Annotated in this window: 19 protein-coding genes; 8 read left to right on the forward strand and 11 right to left on the reverse strand. The window is 61.7% G+C overall.

The window, feature by feature from the left end; all coding sequences use genetic code 11:
- Nucleotides 1-147: 147 nt before the first annotated feature.
- The 5 genes from AC2CGI_RS18280 to AC2CGI_RS18300 all read right to left on the reverse strand — a co-directional run bounded on the left by AC2CGI_RS18280 (nucleotide 148) and on the right by AC2CGI_RS18300 (nucleotide 5,753).
- A complete protein-coding gene (locus tag AC2CGI_RS18280; RefSeq protein WP_004940661.1) occupies nucleotides 148-852 on the reverse strand; it encodes a hypothetical protein in 705 nt (234 codons plus the stop codon).
- Nucleotides 853-868: 16 nt separating this feature from the next.
- Nucleotides 869-2,044, reverse strand: coding sequence for a hypothetical protein (locus AC2CGI_RS18285; RefSeq protein WP_076740530.1), 1,176 nt, complete (start codon nucleotides 2,042-2,044; stop codon nucleotides 869-871).
- Nucleotides 2,041-3,327: a hypothetical protein gene (locus AC2CGI_RS18290; RefSeq protein ID WP_015376773.1), complete on the reverse strand. Its 1,287-nt coding sequence runs from the start codon at nucleotides 3,325-3,327 to the stop codon at nucleotides 2,041-2,043. Before AC2CGI_RS18290 ends, AC2CGI_RS18285 begins: the two co-directional genes overlap by 4 nt.
- A 53-nt stretch (nucleotides 3,328-3,380) precedes the next feature.
- Nucleotides 3,381-3,905, reverse strand: a complete 525-nt coding sequence (gene cybB, locus AC2CGI_RS18295) for a cytochrome b561 (protein ID WP_015376774.1) — start codon at nucleotides 3,903-3,905, stop codon at nucleotides 3,381-3,383.
- A gap of 279 nt (nucleotides 3,906-4,184) precedes the next feature.
- Nucleotides 4,185-5,753, reverse strand: coding sequence for an ABC transporter substrate-binding protein (locus AC2CGI_RS18300; protein ID WP_076740550.1), 1,569 nt, complete (start codon nucleotides 5,751-5,753; stop codon nucleotides 4,185-4,187).
- A gap of 207 nt (nucleotides 5,754-5,960) precedes the next feature.
- Between AC2CGI_RS18300 and AC2CGI_RS18305 the strand changes: the two genes are divergently transcribed.
- Complete coding sequence (locus AC2CGI_RS18305; RefSeq protein ID WP_076740529.1) at nucleotides 5,961-6,542, forward strand: flavin reductase family protein; 582 nt, start codon at nucleotides 5,961-5,963, stop codon at nucleotides 6,540-6,542.
- Here the strand turns inward: AC2CGI_RS18305 and AC2CGI_RS18310 are convergent.
- Nucleotides 6,539-6,919 (reverse strand): winged helix-turn-helix transcriptional regulator, encoded by a 381-nt coding sequence (locus AC2CGI_RS18310; protein WP_004940645.1) that lies wholly within the window; start codon nucleotides 6,917-6,919, stop codon nucleotides 6,539-6,541. The genes AC2CGI_RS18305 and AC2CGI_RS18310 overlap by 4 nt on opposite strands.
- 84 nt (nucleotides 6,920-7,003) lie before the next feature.
- On the opposite strand from AC2CGI_RS18310, the gene AC2CGI_RS18315 reads away from it, so the two are divergent.
- Complete coding sequence (locus AC2CGI_RS18315; RefSeq protein ID WP_076740528.1) at nucleotides 7,004-7,771, forward strand: NAD(P)H-dependent oxidoreductase; 768 nt, start codon at nucleotides 7,004-7,006, stop codon at nucleotides 7,769-7,771.
- Here the strand turns inward: AC2CGI_RS18315 and AC2CGI_RS18320 are convergent.
- On the reverse strand, nucleotides 7,768-8,016 hold the full coding sequence (locus AC2CGI_RS18320) for a hypothetical protein (protein WP_004940639.1): 249 nt from the start codon (nucleotides 8,014-8,016) through the stop codon (nucleotides 7,768-7,770). The two genes, AC2CGI_RS18315 and AC2CGI_RS18320, sit on opposite strands and share 4 nt — an antisense overlap.
- A 193-nt stretch (nucleotides 8,017-8,209) precedes the next feature.
- Between AC2CGI_RS18320 and AC2CGI_RS18325 the strand changes: the two genes are divergently transcribed.
- The 3 genes from AC2CGI_RS18325 (at nucleotide 8,210) to feaR (ending at nucleotide 10,402) form a co-directional block, all read left to right on the forward strand.
- A complete protein-coding gene (locus AC2CGI_RS18325; protein ID WP_015376778.1) occupies nucleotides 8,210-8,614 on the forward strand; it encodes an Exc2 family lipoprotein in 405 nt (134 codons plus the stop codon).
- A gap of 107 nt (nucleotides 8,615-8,721) precedes the next feature.
- Nucleotides 8,722-9,363: a DsbA family protein gene (locus AC2CGI_RS18330; protein WP_076740527.1), complete on the forward strand. Its 642-nt coding sequence runs from the start codon at nucleotides 8,722-8,724 to the stop codon at nucleotides 9,361-9,363.
- A 139-nt stretch (nucleotides 9,364-9,502) separates the two neighbouring features.
- The gene (feaR, locus tag AC2CGI_RS18335) at nucleotides 9,503-10,402 is read left to right on the forward strand and encodes a transcriptional regulator FeaR (protein ID WP_021504724.1); all 900 of its coding nucleotides are present in this window, start codon (nucleotides 9,503-9,505) and stop codon (nucleotides 10,400-10,402) included.
- A 33-nt stretch (nucleotides 10,403-10,435) separates the two neighbouring features.
- Here the strand turns inward: feaR and AC2CGI_RS18340 are convergent, their stop codons facing one another.
- Both AC2CGI_RS18340 and leuE read right to left on the reverse strand, forming a co-directional pair.
- The gene (locus AC2CGI_RS18340) at nucleotides 10,436-11,935 is read right to left on the reverse strand and encodes an aldehyde dehydrogenase family protein (protein WP_004940628.1); all 1,500 of its coding nucleotides are present in this window, start codon (nucleotides 11,933-11,935) and stop codon (nucleotides 10,436-10,438) included.
- Between the two features lie 159 nt (nucleotides 11,936-12,094).
- A complete protein-coding gene (gene leuE, locus AC2CGI_RS18345; RefSeq protein WP_004940625.1) occupies nucleotides 12,095-12,733 on the reverse strand; it encodes a leucine efflux protein LeuE in 639 nt (212 codons plus the stop codon).
- Between the two features lie 237 nt (nucleotides 12,734-12,970).
- Here leuE and ada point away from each other — a divergent pair, with 237 nt between their 5' ends.
- Entirely contained in the window at nucleotides 12,971-14,026 is a 1,056-nt protein-coding gene (gene ada, locus AC2CGI_RS18350) for a bifunctional DNA-binding transcriptional regulator/O6-methylguanine-DNA methyltransferase Ada (protein WP_049242853.1), read from the forward strand.
- On the forward strand, nucleotides 14,023-14,736 hold the full coding sequence (locus AC2CGI_RS18355) for a 2OG-Fe(II) oxygenase (protein WP_076740526.1): 714 nt from the start codon (nucleotides 14,023-14,025) through the stop codon (nucleotides 14,734-14,736). Before ada ends, AC2CGI_RS18355 begins: the two co-directional genes overlap by 4 nt.
- On the opposite strand, the gene tehB is transcribed toward AC2CGI_RS18355, so the two are convergent.
- Nucleotides 14,731-15,594, reverse strand: coding sequence for an SAM-dependent methyltransferase TehB (gene tehB / locus AC2CGI_RS18360; protein WP_076740525.1), 864 nt, complete (start codon nucleotides 15,592-15,594; stop codon nucleotides 14,731-14,733). The two genes, AC2CGI_RS18355 and tehB, sit on opposite strands and share 6 nt — an antisense overlap.
- Before the next feature lie 178 nt (nucleotides 15,595-15,772).
- Here tehB and AC2CGI_RS18365 point away from each other — a divergent pair, with 178 nt between their 5' ends.
- On the forward strand, nucleotides 15,773-16,876 hold the full coding sequence (locus AC2CGI_RS18365) for a DUF1615 domain-containing protein (protein WP_050501289.1): 1,104 nt from the start codon (nucleotides 15,773-15,775) through the stop codon (nucleotides 16,874-16,876).
- A 55-nt stretch (nucleotides 16,877-16,931) separates the two neighbouring features.
- On the opposite strand, the gene AC2CGI_RS18370 is transcribed toward AC2CGI_RS18365, so the two are convergent.
- A complete protein-coding gene (locus tag AC2CGI_RS18370) occupies nucleotides 16,932-18,611 on the reverse strand; it encodes an alpha-keto acid decarboxylase family protein (RefSeq protein ID WP_076740524.1) in 1,680 nt (559 codons plus the stop codon).
- Nucleotides 18,612-18,866: the final 255 nt, after the last annotated feature.

An 18,866-nucleotide genomic window follows, 5' to 3' on the forward strand; every position in this document is an offset into this window, starting at 1 on the left:
GCGGCGAATCGCTCGCAGATCGGTATCGATCAGCTGCGCTTTCGCAATCAGACCAACTCCCGACTGATCTTCAAGGGATAGCGTTGGTGCTGTCTTCACTGAGATCTGCCGGAACGGCCTTTTGAAAATTACGCCACGGTCTAACGCTTAAGGCAGCACCCTGACTTCGCCGTGCTGCAAGGTCAGTACTGCGATAGGGCTGCCGGAGAAGCACTCCTTAAAGAGCCAGCCGCTGGGCCGAAACGCCGCTGCGGGCAGCCCGGCCTGCCACTCCTCCCACTGCGGGGTCGGCTGATCCGACGGCAAAGAGAAAGAGACCAGCCAACCGGCTTCGCAGTGCGCCCTTTGGCCGGTTGGACGGGTGAAGGTATGCGCATCTGCCAGCTCCATCACCGGCGGTAAAACCTCAAAAGCGATGATCGGCACGCCGGCCACGCTTTGCGGCTGAGGGAAGCGCACGGCGGTTACACCGTCCATCGTGATGGGGCTGTCTTCGGTGCCGGGCTGGCGCGGCTCCTGCCGGTTTACCCAGCTTCCCTTTGGCAGGGTGATTTCGCCGAACGGCCTGGCCGCCTCGAGCGTCAGGTAGCTGCGCCGATTCCAGCGTTCTTCCGCCCGCTGGCTCTTGAGATCCTGGATGGCAATGTCGATCAGCATCAGCGCGAACGCTACCGGGTAGATCGCCAGCGCCGAGGCCAACAGATAGCCGCCCCAGGAAAGCGGCGGGCGCGGGCGGCCGCAGCGGGCGGCGGCATATCGCCAGCCCCACCAGGCGAGCAGGATGCCGGCGAGCAGCAGGGCCAATAACAGCGCCAGCAGGCCGGCGACGCCGGCGCCATAACCTAACAGCATGGCAAGTTCCTTATGTTCACGGCGTGGTGGAGCGATAGCGAATGAAGTAGGGCAGCGCCGGGGTCTCCCCGTCATCGCCATAGTGGCTTTCCGGTTCGATCACGGTTTGGCGTGCGTCGTCGCGCCCGTTGTAGCGGTACTCCAACGGCTGTCGGTAGCGCACTTCGGATGAGCGCAGATCGAAAATCAGCGAAAGACGGGCATCGCCGTTATCCGTTTGGGCGACCAGCTTATCGTTGCCCGCCCAGAGCTGATACAGCGATTTATCGCCGGTCTCCAGCAGCACCTTCAACTGCCCGTCGGATTGATAACGCAGAAGCTGATACACTCCTCTGTCCAGCGTTTGGGCGATCAGGTAGATGCCGCCATCCGGAGCCTGCGCGCTTTCCTCCACGCGCACCAGCAGCCAATGCAGTTCAATCACCTCGCCGGTTTTACCGTTAACGGCGATGTGTAACGCGCCGGATCCGAGCACCGGGTTCATCCAGAAATGCACGCGATCGCCATCAACGGCGGTGAAGATCTCGGGTACGGATTTGCGCTTACCGGAGGCGTAAGCCGTCGGTGAGTCCTCCTCGCCGCGCTCAAAGCCCAGCAGTTGCCGCGCGTCCAGCAGCGCCGACAGATCCAGCGTCTGCCGCCAATGGGCGCCGAAGTCCGGGCTGTAGAATACGCCTTCGGTGCTGATGAGATACAGCGCGCGTTTTCCCGGTTGCGCCACCAGTTTGCCGCCGACAAAGGAAGGCCGGTTGTCGTCGCCCTCCGGCCAGGGGATCAGCGCCCCGATGGTGCCTCGTTGCACATCAACCAGTCTGCGGCCCTTAGAGAGAAAAAGCACGCACTCCTGCTCGCCGCAAACCGCATCATGGATCAAGTCGTCGAGTTCCCCCAGCATCTGTAACCCTTTTGGGCCGGCAAACAGCACCTGGCTGAGGTAGTTGGCCGCCCAGCCGTAAAAGCTATTGTACGCGCGGTCTTCACTTCTTTTGCTGGTGAGCAGCAGGGCGCCGTCCTGCGCCGGGTAGCTGTGGATGAGATCGTAACGGGCTATCGTCGGCAACGCCTGGTCGCCCTGAGTCCATTGCCACTGCGCATAGCGTTGCTCAGGGGCGAGCAAATAGACGCCCAGCGCGCTGGCCAAAAACAGCGTCAGGATAATAAGGGGTCTTTTATAAAGCGCTAACGTCATCATTTCAGCTCCGTCACCTGAGCCTGCCGCCATAAACTGCGGCGCAGATTTCTCAGGTATTTAAACGTTTTAAACGTGCGGTGCTGGTCAAAAGAGTACAGGCGGCAGATCTGGGCGAACCCCTCGATCAACAGCGCCAGGCCGCTGACCATCAGCATCAGCAGCAGAATAATCGGCGGCAATTCGCTGCCGAGACGCTTCAGGGTCCAGGCATCCAGGTGAAAGCCGGCCGGGGTATCGGCGTTATCCACCACCATCATGCCGAGTACAAAACACGCCACGATTGCCCCAAAAATGAAGACAACGCGCGCGCACAGGTTAAGACCGGCTTCGGTGAAGTAGCGGCTGCCGCCGATGAGATAGGTTTGGCGATCGCGATGATTGATGATCCCACGCACTTTGGGCAACTCGGGAATGACGTCGTTCTCGCAATACAGCACCTGCAGCGGATCGCCTTTGGCGATGAAAAGCGGATGTTGCCGACGAAATACCGGATGCAGTTTGGTATTGGGGACATTGAGCGCGCGGGTCGTCAACGCGAAGTGCGTCTCCTTCTGACGCCACGCATACGTATCCAAATACTGCACCTGCCGCGGGATCTCATAGTGGCAGAGTTCGTAGTTCAGGGCGTTGACCGTCTCGATGCCGGAGGTCTCGACGCCGTCCGGGAGAGGGGGCGCGGTCTGCAGCGGTGCGGTCGCCGGCACAGCGTCTGCGCGGACGGCCCGGTATTTGATGCCGGGGATTTTCAGGCTGAGCGAGCCGGGCGGCGTGACGTCTTGCCCCAGCAGCACGCGATCCAGCGCCCGGAGCAGGCGCCTGCGGCCGCGGTGTCCGATCAGCAGGAGCTCCGAACCGACGAACAGCGCCATGCCGATGCCGATAAGGCCGGCGATGATGGCGATAAAGAACAGGACGATGGTCAGCCAGGAATCTTCCCCGTCCATGATGAAAAAGGCCGCCGGGAAACCGCCGGCCAGCACCGCGCCCAGCAGCAGCAGGGCGAAGTATTTCAGCTTGTATTTCAGCGTTCTGTCAGGCTCCAGCCGGCCTTTCGTGCCGTGCAGCAGCCAGTGCAGCCAGTAGCTGCCGTCTTGCAGGCGGTGGGCACCGATCTTCACCCGATCGCCGGCGGCGAGCCTGGCCAGCAGATTTTCGCTGTCGCTGAAGTCGTCGCGGTAAAAAAAGAACGTCTGGCCGGAGGCGATGATCCTCACCAGATTGTCGGGCGCCGTCTGCTGGCAGGCGCATTGTTCGACGGTCACATTAAAAAATTGGGTTTGCATGTCATTCCCTGTCAGTGGGCGTGGCCCGAAAATTCATCCCTGGCGCCGGGTATTCAGCGTTTTTTCATCAGCGGCAGCATGCGTACCAGCGCATTGTCCTTGACGATATAGTGGTGGAACAGCGCGGCGGCGGTATGCAGGCCGATCAGCCAGTAGCCGAATGACGCCAGCGTTTTGTGCCAGCCGATAATCATTCGTGCCTGCGGCCGATCGGCCACGTCGGCGAACGGCATCGACAGGCCGAACAGATACCACTCCTTGCCGCCCAGATAGCGCGAATACACCCCCAGCACTGGCAGCGTCAGCAGCAGCAGGTAAATCAGGGCGTGCGTCAGGTGCGCCAGGCCGGTTTGCCACTTCGGCGGTTTGGGCGCGATGGCGGGCGAGGGGTAGCGCCAGCGCAGGAACAGACGGGCGATCATCAGCGCAAACACCGTTACGCCGCAGCTGAAGTGGGTGACAACCAGCGCGTACCAGGGGGCGCTGCCCGGTTCGGCATAGCCGCGCAGCTCGATGGTGACACAGGTGATGACCAGCAGGATCGCCACCAGCCAGTGCAGGCGAATTTGCCACGGCATGTAGGTGTTCTGCACCGGGTTACCTTTTGATGTTAAAGGGTCTGTGTGCCGATGGTAACTAAATGTTACAGGCGAGGAAAGCGCCTGCATGCAGTTTAAGCAAAATGCCAGGGATTACGCCGCTTATTAAGCTATGAATTTAGTGGGTTAAGTGCCTGGCGACAGGGGGGGGCAGTTAGCATCGTAAGTTGTGAAGTTAATGCGCGGTAGGTTCAGAGGCTGGCAGCTTATTAAGCGATGAGGCGGGTAGCGCCGCAGCTCTCGCCGCGGCGCCTGGGATCAGTTTAATTTGGCCTTGGCGAAGTCGCTGCCGTTCACGTCCACCACGTAGCCGCTCAGGTTGCTGCGGGTGGCGTAGAACACTTTGCCGGTGGCCAGCGGCAGCCACGGCGCCTGTTTGGCGAAGATCACCTGCGCCTGTTGATACAGCCTGGCGCGCGCCTGCGGCTGGTTCTCCTGGATCGCCTGCTGGATCAGGCTGTCATAATCCTTATCGCACCAGCGCGCCACGTTGGCGCCGCTCTGCACGCCGGCGCAGCCGAGCAGGGTGGCGAAGTTATCCGGATCGCCATTGTCGGACACCCAGCCGTACAGCGCGCTCTGTTGCTCGCCTTTGCGCAGCCCGGCCAGATACTGGCCCCACTCCCAGGTGACGATCTTGGCCTTCACGCCCACCTTCGCCCAGTCGCTCTGAATCATCTCGGCGATGCGCTTCGAGTTCGGGTTGTAAGGGCGCTGTACCGGCATCGACCAGATGTCGGTCTCAAAGCCCTGCTCCAGCCCGGCTTGCTTCAGCAGTTCGCGCGCCTTCTGCGGATCGTAGGCGTACTCCGGCAGTTTATCGTTGTAGCCCAGCATGCCCGGCGGCAGCAGCGAGTTGGCCGGGGTGCCGCTGTCTTTGAACACGGCGGCGACGATCGCTTTCTTGTCTACCGCGTAGCTCAGCGCCTGGCGCACCAGCAGGTTATCGAACGGTTTTTTCTGAGTGTTGAACGCCAGATAGCCGACGTTCAGCCCGGTAATGTCGTGCAGTTGCAGGTTGCCGTCGGCCTTGATGGCGGCGAATTGCTCCGGCAGCGGTGCCGGGATGATCTGGCATTCGTTGGTTTTCAGCTTGGCCAGCCGGGTTTGCGGATCCGGCGTAATCGAGAAGATCAGGTGCTTGCTGGCCACGTCGCCCTGCCAGTAGTGCGGGTTGGCGATGTAGCGGATCAGCGAATCCTGCTTGTACTGCTGCAGCGCGAACGGCCCGGTGCCGATCGGCCAGTTGTCGACGTATTCCGGCGTGCCCTTTTTCAGCATCGCGTCGGCGTACTCGGCGGACAGGATCGAGGCGAAATCCATCGCCCAGTCGGCGACGAAGGCGGCGTTGGGCTGGCTCAGCGTGAAGCGCACGTGGTGCTCGTCCACCGCTTCCACCTTGGTGATCAGCTTATCCAGGCCCATGTCGGTGAAGTATTCATAGTTGCCGCCGGAGACCTTGTGATACGGGTTGGCGGGATCCTTCTGCCGCATCACGGTGAACACCACGTCTTCGGCGTTGAAGTCGCGCGTTGGGGTGAAGTATTTGTTGCTGTTGAATTTCACGCCCTGGCGCAGGGTGAAGGTGTAGGTCTTGCCGTCCGGGCTGACGCTCCACTCGGTGGCCAGCGAAGGGGCGGGCGTTTTATCGCTTTCGCGCAGCGTCACCAGGCGGTTGTACAGCACCTGCGAGGTGGCGATAAAGGTCGGCCCGGAGCTGGAGAGCTGCGGGTTGAACGATTCCGGCGAGGCGACGGTGCAGTACACCAGCGCATCGGAAGCGGCCAGCGCGCCGCCCGCCGACAACAGGCCGCAGCCGGCCAGCATCAATCCGGCGATAGGGTGTTTTAAAAACGTCAAGGCAAGATCCTCAGGTGGAATGAGCCGTTACCGGCGAATTGATCTAACTATAGATAACGGATGGCGAGATCGGGAACAAGCGCCTCATCGGTGCATTCTGTGCGCCCCGCGTTGCCTGCCATTGCGGCGCAGATCTACACTGCTGGGCAAACAGTCACTCGCAAGGATTTCCCGATGAGCCACTTTCGCCCTGTTGCCCTCGAACACGCCAGCCGCCTGCTGAACCATGGCCCGACGGTCTTGATCACCAGCCGCAGCCGCGACGGCGCCAAACGTAACGTGATGGCCGCCGCCTGGTCGATGCCGGTGGAGTTCAGCCCGCCGCGCATCGCCATCGTGGTGGACAAAGGGGCGCACAGCCGGCAAATGATCGAGGAGAGCGGCGCATTCGGCATTTGCGTGCCGGCGGCGATGTTCATTGACGCCACCTACGCGGTCGGCAGCGTGTCCGGGCTGGATGAAGACAAATTTTCCCGTTTCCATATCGCAGCGGCGCCGAGTGCAGCGCTGCAGGTGCCGCTGATCGAAGAGGGTTGCGTGGCGTGGCTGGAGTGTCGGCTGCTGCCGGAAAGCGGCGCGCAGGAAAAATACGACACCTGCTTCGGCGAGGTGCTGAGCGCGGCGGCGGACGAGCGGGTGTTCCAACAGGGGCACTGGCACTTCACCGCCGCCAATGCGGATCTGCACACCATTCATCATCTGGGGGCGGGCAACTTCGTGCGCAGCGGCGAGACGCTGCGGGCCAAACCGCTTTAATCGGCCTCGCGTTTGCGGTCTGCATCATAGCGCTCGCGGGCGGCGTCCAGCTCGGGGAAGTGGTATTCCGCCCACTTATCCAGCGCCGTCAGTGTCTCGACCAGCGAGCAGGCGACGGCGCTGAGGCGGTATTCCACATGGGCCTGATTCTTTTCACTTAAATCCAGCCGCTCGAGCAGCCCGTTGCGTTCCAGCTGGCGCAGCGTTTGCGTCAGCACCTTCTGCGAAATGCCGTCGATGCGGCGCAGCAGCTCGCCGTTGCGCATCGGCCGCTGCGCCAGCGCGGGCAGGATCAGCATCACCCACTTGCCGGAAATCAGCGCCAGCGCATCGCGCGCGGAGCACTTGCTCGAATAGACGTCGCCGGGATAAGCCATTGGGGGTTACCTTCAGGTGCGTAATTGCCAAGGGGGCGATAAAGCCACAGCATAACAGCACCACCTTACAACGGGAGAAACAGGATGAACGTGCTGATTGTGCTGGCTCACCCCGAGCCGCATTCTTTCAATGCCCATTTGGCCGAACAGGCGCGGCAGGCCTGGCTGGCGCAGGGGCATCAGGTGAAAACGGTCGATCTGTATCAGGAGGGGTTTGATCCGCGCGAGGGCGCCGGCCACTACCCCAGCAGAAAGCAGGCGGACCGGTTCGATGCGATGCAGGAGCAGCGCCATCACTGGACGATCCAGGCGCTGCCGGCGGAGATCCGGCGGCATATCGAGCTGCTGCGCTGGGCGGATACGCTGGTGCTGCAGTTTCCTTTCTGGTGGTTCGGCGCGCCGGCCATCATCAAGGGCTGGATGGATCGGGTGTTTGTTTACGGCGGGCTCTACGACAGCCGCCACCGCCATGAGAACGGCGTGATGCGCGGCAAGCGGGCGCTGCTGACCGTCACCGCCGGCGCTTCCGCACAGGCCTGCGCGTCGGACGGGCGCGACGGCGACATGCGGCTGATGCTGTGGCCGATCATGCATGCGCTGCACTATATCGGCTTTAGCGTGCTGGAGCCGTTCCTGGTCTATGGCGTGCGCGGCGGGCTGGCGGGCGAGGAGCGGCAGGCGCAAAACGCCGCGTTGGCGCAGGTGACGCAGGCATATCGGGCTGGCATAAGCGACCTTGCCGCCTGGCCGGCGGTGCCGTTCAACCGTAATGAAGATTTTGACGCCGATTTGGCGCTGAAGCCCGGCGCGCCGGTCTACAGTCCGTTCGTGCGGCACCGAGATCCGGCTTAGAACCCGGCCTTCAGCAGTTCCTCGCGCAAATCGTCGATAATCGCCGGTTCGATGTCGGGGAACTGCTGCTGAATATCGGCGATGGCTTCGGCCACGCTCGGGCCGGCGAAGGTGCCGGAGAAGGGCAGCAGCGGCAGATTGGCGTCGCTGTCCGGCAGTTCACCGCGGATGGTGCCGGTGATCATGCCCGCTTTTTTTTCCGCCGTGAGGTCGTACTCCCCCACGCTTTTGTCGATCGGTTTCATTGGCCGCCTCGCTGTCGGTGAGTGTTTACCCTGTTCTGTTAAAGCATAGTGTTTCAGGCAATGAATACCAATCAATGTATATAATATTAATATAAAACAAAGTGATGCGTATTTTGTCGTTTGACGTTCACCGGGGGCCGGCGCTATGCTCTTGGCGCTAAAGGAACCTTCCTCACTGACAGGGACAGACGACATGAAAAGACTGAAAAGCGCGGCGCTGCTGTTGCCGCTGTTGGCGCTCAGCGCCTGCACCCACTCCCTCAGCAGCGCAGAGCAGCATGCCAAACACTACGTTTATCAAACCCGCGACGACTTCGATCCGCAATTCCGCACCGATGTGAACGGCAGCATTAAAAACGCCGTGCCGATGTTCGAACAGTTCTATCAGCAGGGGAAAAAGGATCGCGCGGCGGGCGTGGCGCGCAGCGAAGCGCAGAAAAAGGCCGACTACCTGGCCAGCGCGGAATTCCAGCAGAACATGGAACACAAAACCATTTTCATCAATCGCGCCTACAGCAGCACCGACAATCCTAAACGCCGCCAGGTGCTGTCGCAGGAAGCGGTAGGCGCCTATTGGGACGGCTACGAAGGGCGCTGACTTAATCCCTCACAAATAGAAGGTAATAAAAACTGGTCTTCTGGCGGTTATTTGATTATAAAAACCGCCGCTAAGGACGATGTTCATAGAAGAAACCAGGAGTGTTTATGTTGGCAAAAGTTAAGCGTTCGTTCGCCGCCGCCGTCGTATTGATGTTGGCGCTGCCCGCGGTTCAGGCCGCGGATTACCGTGCGGGCGAGCAATATACCCGGCTGGATAAGCCGGTGGCCGCCGCACCGGCGGTGGTGGAGTTCTTCTCCTTCTACTGCGGGCCTTGCTATCAGTTCGCCGAAACCTACCGCGTAGGCAGCACCGTGGCGCAGGCGCTGCCCGCGGGCGAGAAGGTCACCAAATATCACGTCAGCCTGATGGGCAAACTGGGCAATGCGCTGACTGAAGCCTGGGCGGTGGCGACGGTGCTGGGCGTGGAAGACAAGATTGAAGGGGCGATGTTCGACGCGGTGCAAAAACAGCACGCCGTCAACGGCGCCGACGATATTCAGCGGGTGTTCACGGCGGCCGGCATCGATGCCGCCACCTATGAAAACGCGCGCCACAGCCTGCTGGTCAAAGGGTTGATCGCCAAGCAGAATGAAGCGGTGAAAGCGTTTGACGTGCGCGGCACCCCGTCGTTCTACGTGGCCGGCCAATACAAGATAGACAATGCCGGCATGGCCGCCACCAGTGTTGAAGGCTACGCCAAAGAGTACGCGGCGGTGGTGCGTTACCTGTTGGACAAACAGCCTTAAGGTGGTTCTCCCTTCGGCACCCGATGATCTGTGATCGCGGTGCCAAATCCCCCGCTCGCCATTGATTGTGTGTTAACGGATTGTTATGGTGTTTTTCTGTTCAACGGCGCAGCTCCGCTGCTGTTTGAAGGGAGAGATCATGACGGCATTGGCAACGCTCCGGGACGTCGGCTTCGAAGAGTGGCTGGGGAAAATCAACACCGCCTGCGGCCGATTCTGCGCGAAAACGTTGGGGCCCGGCTTTCGCGGGGCGATGCAGGAGTTTCGCGCCCATGCCCTGCGCCTGAGCGTGGTCGACGTGTCTCAGGCCCGGTTGTACCGCACGCCGCGTGAGATCGCCCGCAGCGACGGCGCGCACTTTTTCACCGTCATCCAGCTGCGCGGCAGTGCGTTGATGGAGCAGGGCGATCGCCAAACGCTGCTCTCCCCCGGCGACATGACGCTGATCGATGCCTCACGGCCCAGCAGCTTCACCTTCCAGCGCGATTCGCGCCAAATCTCCCTGTTGTTGCCGCGCGGCTGCCTGCCGCTGCCGCCGCCTGGTGCGCAGCGTCTCGGGGCCGAGCTCAGCGCGGTGCGCCTCAGCCGCCAGCTGGTGCTGAGCAGCATGCAGGATCCTCAGCTCGCCGCGGCGGAAAGCGAGGCGGTGCTGAATGCGCTGGCGGCGCTGCTGCGCCCGGCGTTGGCGCTCGAACAGGCGCGTCCGGAGGGGCAACAACCGGTCTTCGACAAGGCGCTGGCGTTGATCGACAGGCATATTCAGTCGGCGCAGCTGCGCCCTGAGTGGGTGGCGGCCGAGTTGGGGGTGTCGCTGCGCAGTCTGTATCGGCTGTTCGCCCGCCAGGGGCTGGTGGTGGCCCAGTACATCAGGAACCGCAGGCTGGATCTGTGCGCGCAGGCGCTGCGCAGCGCCGCCGGGCAAGAAAAGCTGGCCGGAGTCAGCCTCGACTGGGGCTTCGCCGATCACAGCCATTTCTCGACCGCTTTCAAGCAGCGTTTCGGCATGTCGCCGAGCGAGTACCGCCGGCAGTATCAGTAAGCCAGGGCGCGGGCCAGGCCCGCGCCGCTTCACTCAATAGCGGATGCAAACCGATTTCGACTCGGTGTAAGCGTCCAGCCAATCCGGGCCGAAATCACGGCCGCTGCCCGACTGTTTGAACCCGCCGAACGGCATGTTCGGGTCGATCAGCGTATGGGTGTTGACCCACACGGTGCCGGCCTGAATGCGCGGCGTCAGCGCCATCGCCTGCTGCAGGCTGGTGGTCCACAGGCTGGCGGTCAGCCCGAAGTCGGTGTCGTTGGCCTTGCTCAGCGCTTCTTCGGCGCTCGCCACCCGGATCAGGTTGACCACCGGGCCGAACACTTCCTCGCGCGTCAGGTTCAGCCGATCGTCCGGGTTGATCACCAGGGTCGGCGGAATGTAGAAGCCGTTGGCGTCCGGCCCGGCCGCGCCGCCGATAAGCTCGGCGTTTTTCGCCCGGGCGTCGTCCAGGTAGGCCGCCACCTTGTTGCGGTGCGCGAGCGACACCAGCGGGTTGATTTGCGCGCCGGTATCCATCCCCGGCCCGACCGACAGCGATTTCACCGCCTGTTCGAATCCGGCCACCAACCGATCATAAATCGGCGCTTCGATATAGATTCGCGAGCTGGCGGCACACACCTGCCCCTGGTTGAGGAAGCTGCCGAGCATCAGGCCTTCGATCACCTGCTGCGGATCGGCATCTTTCAGCACGATGGCCGGGTTTTTGCCGCCCAGCTCCAGCGTCACGCGGGTCAGGCGATCCGCCGCCGCGCGCGCGATGCTTTTGCCCACCGGCGTGGAGCCGGTAAAGCTGACTTTGGCGATCAGCGGATGTTCGGTCAGCGCCTTGCCGCACACGGTGCCGCGGCCGGTGACCACGTTGAACGCGCCCGGCGGCACGCCGGCTTCGCTCGCCAGTTCGGCGATGCGCAGCAGGGTGAGCGGGGTGGTTTCCGAGGGCTTGATGACGATGGAGCAGCCCGCGGCCAGCGCTGGCATCACTTTCCACATGCCGATCATCAGCGGGAAGTTCCAGGGCACGATGCCGGCGACCACGCCGATCGGCTCTTTGCGGGTATAAACCTGATATTTGGCGCCCGGTGGCATCGGAATGGAGACATCCAGCGTCTGGCCGGTGATTTTGGTCGCCAGCCCGGCGGTGTAGCGCATCCAGTTCAGGGTGCTGCCGACTTCGAAGGCGCGGGCGATGTTGATGGATTTGCCCTGTTCAAGGGTTTCGAGCTGCGCCAATTCTTCGGCGTGCTGCTCCACCAGATCGGCGAAGCGCAGCAGGATGCGTTCACGCTCTACCGGCAGACGCTGCGCCCAGACGCCTTCGCTGAAGGCTTTGTGGGCGGACTGCACCGCCAGCGCGACGTCGTGTTCATTGGCGTCGGCGGTGGTGGCGATCTGCTGCCCATTGGCGGGGTTGTACACCGCCAGGCGGCCTTCCGCGGCGGACGCGCGCCACTGGCCGTCGATATACAGCCCATGCTGACGATCGAGAAAACGCGACACGCTATCCAGCACGGCTACGGTATTGTCAGACATACATCCTCCGATCAGGCTCATCAGGTTATCGTTAACCCTGCAAGTCTAGATCAGTGGGAAAGCGGCGGCTTTGGTCTGCCTGACATTCGGTTTGTCCTGCGTGTCATTTTGCCGTGACGGGAGAGTAAACCGCGGCCGGCGGGCGCCGGCCGGGAGGGATCACGAGCTCAGGGTCGCCAGACGGGTGGCGAAACCGAGGAACAGCAGGCCGATCAGGCCGTTGCCGAGCTTCGCCAGGCCTTTCTTGTGGTTGAAGAAATGCGCCAGCATCGCGCCGGAGAAGATCAGCGTGCTCATGTAGATAAAGCTGACGGCTTCGAGGATCAGCGCCAGAATGGTGAACGACAGCCCGGTGTGCGCGTAGTTGAAGTCGATGAACTGCACGAAGAACGACACGTAAAACAGAATGGCTTTCGGGTTGGTCAGGCTCAGCGTCAGCGACTTGCGCAGAATGCTGTGGCCGCCTTCAATTTGCTGCTGTTGCGCCTGTGCCTTCTGCACGAAGGTGGCGTAGAGGATTTTTGCGCCGAGGAACAGCAGGTAAATCGCGCCGAGAAAACGCACCAGGGTAAACAGGAACGGCGTGGTGCGGATCAGCGACGCCACGCCGATATAGGCGCAGAAGATCAGGATCGCATCGCCGATAAACACGCCCAGCGCCGCGGTGTAGCCGGCGCGCACGCCGCGCGATATGCCGGTTTTCAGCACGTACAGCGTATTCGGCCCCGGCAGAATGATGATGAAGACCACCCCGGCCAAATAGGTCCATAAATTCAGGACGCCAAAACTCTCTAACACAATAACCTCTCCATGCGCGCAACTAACAGGCAAAAACACTGGCCACGCCCGTGGCCGGCCGCGATCCTAACGCCGTGCAAGCGGGTTGGCAACGTAATAAACTTCATGTTGTTGGTTAAAAATTGTCGAAACATTGTTGAAAACGTCGGCGTCGAATTAAAAAGCAAGAGTCGGCGTGTTTCGCCAACGGCCCGTCACTATGCTGGTTAACATCGAAACCGCAGTGAGGAACGGATGATGAAAAACGTAATCGACAGCGCCGATCCGCGCTGGCTGGCGATCGTCAGCCGCGACAAGCACGCCGACGGCCGCTTTATCTACGCGGTGAAAACCACCGGCGTGTATTGCTCGCCTTCCTGCCCGTCACGCCAGCCGAATCGGCAAAACGTGGAGCTGTTCGACGATGCGGAACAGGCGGAGGCGGCGGGTTATCGGCCCTGCAAACGCTGCCGCCAGGGGCTGACGCCGTTGACGGAGCAGCATGCGCGGCAGATAGCCGAGGCCTGCCGCTATATCGAACGGGCGGAGAAAGCGCCGTCGCTGCAGACGCTGGCGCGCCACGTCGGGTTGAGCCAATACCATTTCCACCGGCTGTTCAAAGCGATCACCGGCCTGACGCCGAAAGGCTACGCCGACGCGCAGCGCAGCCAGCGCTTGCGCACCGGTCTTTCACAGCAGGAGACGGTGACCGACGCGATATTCGACGCCGGCTATGGCGCCAACGGCCGCTTTTACCAGCAAGCCAACGCCGCGCTGGGCATGACGCCGAAAGCCTACCGGGCGGGCGGCAAAGGCATGCGCATCCATTTTGCTGTTGGGCGCTGTTCGCTGGGTGAGATCCTGGCGGCGCAGAGCGAGGTGGGTATTTGCGCCATTCTGCTGGGGGACGATGCGCAGCAGCTGGTGCAGGATCTGCAGGATAAATTCCCCAACGCCGAGCTGATCGGCGGTGACGCGCAGTATGAAGCGCTGATGGCGCAGGTGGTGGGCCTGATCGAAGCGCCGGAGAGCGGGCTGGCGCTGCCGCTGGATATTCGCGGCACTGCGTTTCAACAGCGGGTCTGGCGGGCGCTGCAGGCGATACCGGTCGGCGAAACCGTCAGCTATGCCGATATCGCCCGGCGCATCGGCGCGCCGAAGGCGGTGCGCGCGGTGGCCGGCGCCTGCGCCGCCAACGTGCTGGCGGTGGCAATCCCCTGTCACCGGGTGGTGCGCAACGACGGCGCCTTGTCCGGTTATCGCTGGGGCGTCGAGCGCAAGAAAGCCTTGCTGGAAAAGGAGGCGCAGCGATGAGCGGCGCGCTGGCGGCGCGGTTGGCCGAATTGGACTGGGCGGCGATCGAACGCGAACTTGATGCGCAAGGGGGGGCGCGCCTGCCGGGCGTGCTCAGCGCCGAGCTGTGCCGGCAATTGGCGGCGCTTTATCCGCATGGCGAACATTTTCGCAGCCGCATCGTCATGGCGCGGCACGGTTTTGGCCGCGGCGAGTACCAGTATTTTGCGTATCCGTTACCGCCCCCGGTGGCCGAAGTGCGCGGCCTGCTGTACGCGCGGTTGGCGCCGTTGGCCAATCGCTGGAACGCCATGCTGGGTCTGGCGGCGCGCTATCCCGCCGAACACGAGACCTACCTGACTGAATGCCATCAGGCCGGCCAGCGGCGGCCAACGCCGCTGCTGTTGCGTTACACGGAGGGGGATTACAACTGCCTGCATCAGGATCTGTACGGCGAACGGGTGTTTCCGCTGCAGGTGGCGTTCCTGCTTTCCGCCCCCGGGCAGGACTTCACCGGCGGCGAGTTTGTGCTGACCGAGCAGCGGCCGCGGATGCAGAGCCGGCCGGAGGTGGTGCCCTTGCAGCAGGGTGACGCGGTGGTGTTCGCGGTGCACCATCGGCCGGTGGCCGGGGCGAGAGGCTACTATCGGGTCAATCTGCGCCACGGCGTCAGCCGGATACGCACCGGCCAACGCCACACGCTAGGGGTGATCTTTCACGACGCGTTATAGCTTGCGCGCCAGCAGGGTGGCGAAGCGCAGCGAGATGCGGTTGCCGGCGGCGTCGGTCTTGTGCAGTTGGCCGATGTCCTCGTTGTATTTGAGGATCTGCCAGTCGCGATAATAGAGCTTCAGCTCGCCCGGCTTGAAGGTGAACGGGAACGGCAGCGGGCAGGGATAATCTTCGGTATCCATCGCCGCCACGATCAGATTATGGCCGCCGGGCACGGTGCTGTCCTGCATGTTTTGCACGATATGCGGGATCTGCTGGCGCTCGAGAAACATCAACACCACGGTGGACAGGATGAAGTCGTACTCGCCGCTGAAGCGGTGAGTATTGAGATCCTGCACCCCGGCGCTCAGGCGGGTCAGCTGCTCGGCGTCGATGATCTGATTGAGGCGAGCTATCGACGGCGCGTGCTTGTCCCAGGCGGTGACGTCGAAACCTTTCAGATTGAGATAGAGCGAATTGCGGCCGCCGCCGCAGCCCAGATCCAGCGCCTTGCCCGGTGCGATGCGCGCCGCCGCCTCGATCACTTCGGAGTGGGTGCGCGTCAGTTCGTATTTCTTGTGGTAGTAATCTTCCGGCGTGCAGTAGAACGCCAGCCGGCAGGTCATGTCGTCCGAGAAGGAAACGATGCGATGCCACTGCTGCGGCGTGATAAACGGCGGCTGGCTTTCGGGGCTAAACTGCCAGGTCTCGGTGGTGGCGCCGTCTTCGGTCATCATGGCGAACGTCAGGTTGCCGCTCAGCACGGTGAGCTTCGCCCAGGTGCCGCTCTGGGTGTTGTGGCGCTGGCGAAAGGCTTCCGGCAGTGTGTCGCTGTTCCATTCCGGCAGGGTTTTATAGCAAAGCAGCTGCTGCTCCATAGGGGGCTCCTCTGGCTGGGCAAACAAAGTGATTTATATGATGCATATAAAATACATCTTTATCGATCGTTTGAACATAGCGGCCTGACGGAAAGGCGCGGCGATATCTTTATACTGGATTGTGCGCGGCGGCTGGGCTAATTTCAGTGCTGTTCATGTCATCACGTTCAGGGAAAAGATGCCGATATCTCGTTTATTCCACCCGATGCCCTTCCGTTGGCTGAGCCTGGCCGCGCTGCTGGCGCTGGCGGGCTGTACCAGCAAAACCACCACCACGGCGCCGGCGGCGCGCCCCGCCGACGTCAAAGCCCGACTGATGACGCTGATCCCGGCCAACGCCGGCGATCGTCAGGGCTGGGCCACCGATATTACCGCCGCCTTCGCCGCGCAGGGCATTGAACCGAGCGATGAGAACCTGTGTTCGGTGCTGGCGGTGACCGAACAAGAGTCGACGTTCCAGGCTAACCCGCAGGTGCCGGGGCTGCCGAAGATCGCCTGGAAAGAGATCGACCGCCGTGCCGATCAGATGCACATCCCGAACTTTTTGGTGCATACCGCGTTGAAGATCTCGTCGTCGAACGGCCAGAGCTACAGCGAGCGTCTGGATAAGGTGCGCACGGAGAAGGATCTGAGCGATATCTTCGATGACATGATCGACCGCGTGCCGATGGGACAGAAGCTGTTCGGCCATTTGAACCCGGTACATACCGGCGGCCCGATGCAGGTGAGCATCGCCTTCGCCGAGGCGCACGCCAAAGGGTATCCTTATCCGGTCGACGGCTCGATTCGCCGCGAAGTTTTCAGCCGGCGCGGCGGCATGTACTTCGGCATTATGCATTTGCTGGGGTACCCGGCCGATTACAGCCGGCCGATTTACCGCTTTGCCGACTTCAACGCCGGCTGGTACGCCAGCCGCAACGCGGCGTTCCAAAACGCGGTCAGCCGGGCGAGCGCCATTCCGCTGGCGCTGGACGGCGATCTGATCGATTTCAGCAGCGACAAGCCCGGCTCGACCGAGCTGGCGGTGCGTACGCTCGGCAAGCGCCTGAACATGAGCGACAGCGCCATTCGCCGGGCGCTTGAGAAAGGCGATACGGCTGACTTTGCAGATACCGACCTGTATAAGAAGGTCTTTGCGTTGGCGGGCGGCAAGCTGCCGCGTGAGATGCTGCCGGGTATTCAGCTGGAAAGCCCGAAAATCACCCGCAAGCTGACCACCGCCTGGTTCGCCAAGCGGGTGGATGAACGCCGGCAGCGCTGCATGGCGCGTGCCGGCGGGTAACGGTATGAAAAACGCCGCCGGTGGCCTGAACCACCGGCGGCGCGATGATCGCGCCTCAGGCGCTGCGGCGCGGGTTGGTCAGGCCGAAGTTAAAACTGTTGCAGCGGTTGCAGAACTCTTTCATCACCGGCGGCGTGTCCATCATCGGCACTTTCACCTCGATAAACGCCAGCCGATCCTGCCGCGAGGCGTGTTCCAGGGCCATTTCCAGCTGTTGTGTGGTTTCCACCGCCACGCTGAACGGCTGCGCCTGGGTATTCAATACCGCCGGCAGTTTGGCGTAGTCCCACGGGCTGATGTCGTTGTAGGACGAGTTTTCGCCGAGGATATAGCGTTCGATAGTGTAACCGTCGTTGTTGATCAGGAAGATGATCGGCTTTTGTTCGCAGCGCAGCAGGGTGGACACTTCCTGCGCGGTAAGCTGGAAGGAGCCGTCGCCGATGAACAGCAGGTGACGGCGCTCAGGGGCCGCCATCAGGGTGCCGAGCAGCGCCGGCAGGGTATAACCGATCGAGCCCCAAATCGGTTGGTTGACCACCTTGACGCCGTCCGGCATGCGCATGCCGCCGATGGCCGCGCCGGAGGTGCCGTTTTCCACCACCACCACGTCATCCGCCCGGATGAAGCGTTGGATCCGCCGCCACAGATAGGCCTGGTCGATAGGCGCGTCGCTCGGCGTCGCCAGCTTGTCACGCGGATCGGCCAGCGGTGATAAAAGCTGCGTCGGCGCGTCTTCGCTCAGATCCAGCAGCGCCTGCAGCAGATCCGCCGTCGCTACCGCCGGGTAGGAGGTGTTGTCCAACGTCATCGAGAACGGCTGAATATCCACCTGAGCGGCGGCGGGAATTTGCTGCGAGAAATAGCCGGTGGTGGAGTCCACCAGACGCACGCCGAAACTCAGCACGCAGTCTGAGTGGGCCATGCGTTCATACAATTCGGGGCGCGACAGGTTGCCGCTGTAGCCGCCCATCCAGCCGGCAGTGTTTTCCGGGATAATGCATTTGGCGGTTGGCATATTGGTCAGCGGTATGGCGAAGCGGTGAGCGACATCGATAACCAACTGCTGCAACTGGTAGCGATCCACCATTTGGTCGACCAATATGATCGGGCGCTGCGCGCGCTTTATTTTGGTTAACAGCGCCATTGCCGCCAATTGCACATTGTATTTATCGCTCGCCGGCAATTGCGGCGCTGCTGCGGCTGCGGTGATTTCAATTTCGACGTCGCAAATATCAGACGGCAGCTGTAAATACACCGGTTTCTTCTCTATCCAGGCGCGAGAAATAACGCGTGGAATTTCCTGCGCGGCATTTTCCGGCGTGATAAGAGCCTGAGCGACGGTGAATTGTTTAAAGCAGTTCATGACGTTGTCGAAATTGCCGTCGCCCAGGGTATGGTGCAATAGCTGATGATTCTTCATCGCGTGCAGCGGCGGCGTGCCGGCGATGCAGACCACCGGCGAAGATTCGGCATAGGCGCCGGCGATGCCGGACAGCGCGGCCAGATCGCCGACGCCGTAGGTGACGATCAGCGCGCCGGCGCCTTTCAGCCGTGCGTAGCCGTCGGCGGCGTAGGAGGCGTTCAATTCATTGCAGTTGCCGACAAACGCCAGCCGCTCGTCGCTTTCCAACAGCTCCAGCAGGCTGAGGTTATAGTCGCCGGGCACGCCGTAAATACGATCGACGTTCAGGGCGTGAAGCTGTTGCAGAATGAATGACCCGATAGTTATTTTCATTGATTGCTCCGGATTATTTATCTTTATTTTGTCAGGCGAAAATCAGCAAAAATAAATTGCTGGCGATGTTGTGTCGTTAGCATTAACAGTTATTTAAAGTGTCGGCTTGTTCAAGATAGGAGGAGCGGCCGAGGAAGAGGCGGTTTGTATTCGGCGCTTTACGCGATTGAATAATGTATAAATAGTGTGGTTATTATGCAGGAGGACGGTGCGGTATTTTTCGTTGACGGCATATCAGCAGAAAAACGGCGGCGG

This window comes from Serratia sp. LSHTC3, assembly GCF_057197125.1.

Excerpts from the sequence above, each read along its gene's own strand:
- AC2CGI_RS18280 (WP_004940661.1), bottom strand. The coding sequence starts at position 852 with ATGCTGTTAGGTTATGGCGCCGGCGTCGCCGGCCTGCTGGCGCTGTTA.
- AC2CGI_RS18285 (WP_076740530.1), bottom strand. The coding sequence starts at position 2,044 with ATGATGACGTTAGCGCTTTATAAAAGACCCCTTATTATCCTGACGCTG.
- AC2CGI_RS18290 (WP_015376773.1), bottom strand. The coding sequence starts at position 3,327 with ATGCAAACCCAATTTTTTAATGTGACCGTCGAACAATGCGCCTGCCAG.
- cybB (WP_015376774.1), bottom strand. The coding sequence starts at position 3,905 with ATGCCGTGGCAAATTCGCCTGCACTGGCTGGTGGCGATCCTGCTGGTC.
- AC2CGI_RS18300 (WP_076740550.1), bottom strand. The coding sequence starts at position 5,753 with ATGCTGGCCGGCTGCGGCCTGTTGTCGGCGGGCGGCGCGCTGGCCGCT.
- AC2CGI_RS18305 (WP_076740529.1), top strand. The coding sequence starts at position 5,961 with ATGAGCCACTTTCGCCCTGTTGCCCTCGAACACGCCAGCCGCCTGCTG.
- AC2CGI_RS18310 (WP_004940645.1), bottom strand. The coding sequence starts at position 6,919 with ATGGCTTATCCCGGCGACGTCTATTCGAGCAAGTGCTCCGCGCGCGAT.
- AC2CGI_RS18315 (WP_076740528.1), top strand. The coding sequence starts at position 7,004 with ATGAACGTGCTGATTGTGCTGGCTCACCCCGAGCCGCATTCTTTCAAT.
- AC2CGI_RS18320 (WP_004940639.1), bottom strand. The coding sequence starts at position 8,016 with ATGAAACCGATCGACAAAAGCGTGGGGGAGTACGACCTCACGGCGGAA.
- AC2CGI_RS18325 (WP_015376778.1), top strand. The coding sequence starts at position 8,210 with ATGAAAAGACTGAAAAGCGCGGCGCTGCTGTTGCCGCTGTTGGCGCTC.
- AC2CGI_RS18330 (WP_076740527.1), top strand. The coding sequence starts at position 8,722 with ATGTTGGCAAAAGTTAAGCGTTCGTTCGCCGCCGCCGTCGTATTGATG.
- feaR (WP_021504724.1), top strand. The coding sequence starts at position 9,503 with ATGACGGCATTGGCAACGCTCCGGGACGTCGGCTTCGAAGAGTGGCTG.
- AC2CGI_RS18340 (WP_004940628.1), bottom strand. The coding sequence starts at position 11,935 with ATGTCTGACAATACCGTAGCCGTGCTGGATAGCGTGTCGCGTTTTCTC.
- ada (WP_049242853.1), top strand. The coding sequence starts at position 12,971 with ATGAAAAACGTAATCGACAGCGCCGATCCGCGCTGGCTGGCGATCGTC.
- AC2CGI_RS18355 (WP_076740526.1), top strand. The coding sequence starts at position 14,023 with ATGAGCGGCGCGCTGGCGGCGCGGTTGGCCGAATTGGACTGGGCGGCG.
- tehB (WP_076740525.1), bottom strand. The coding sequence starts at position 15,594 with ATGGAGCAGCAGCTGCTTTGCTATAAAACCCTGCCGGAATGGAACAGC.
- AC2CGI_RS18365 (WP_050501289.1), top strand. The coding sequence starts at position 15,773 with ATGCCGATATCTCGTTTATTCCACCCGATGCCCTTCCGTTGGCTGAGC.
- AC2CGI_RS18370 (WP_076740524.1), bottom strand. The coding sequence starts at position 18,611 with ATGAAAATAACTATCGGGTCATTCATTCTGCAACAGCTTCACGCCCTG.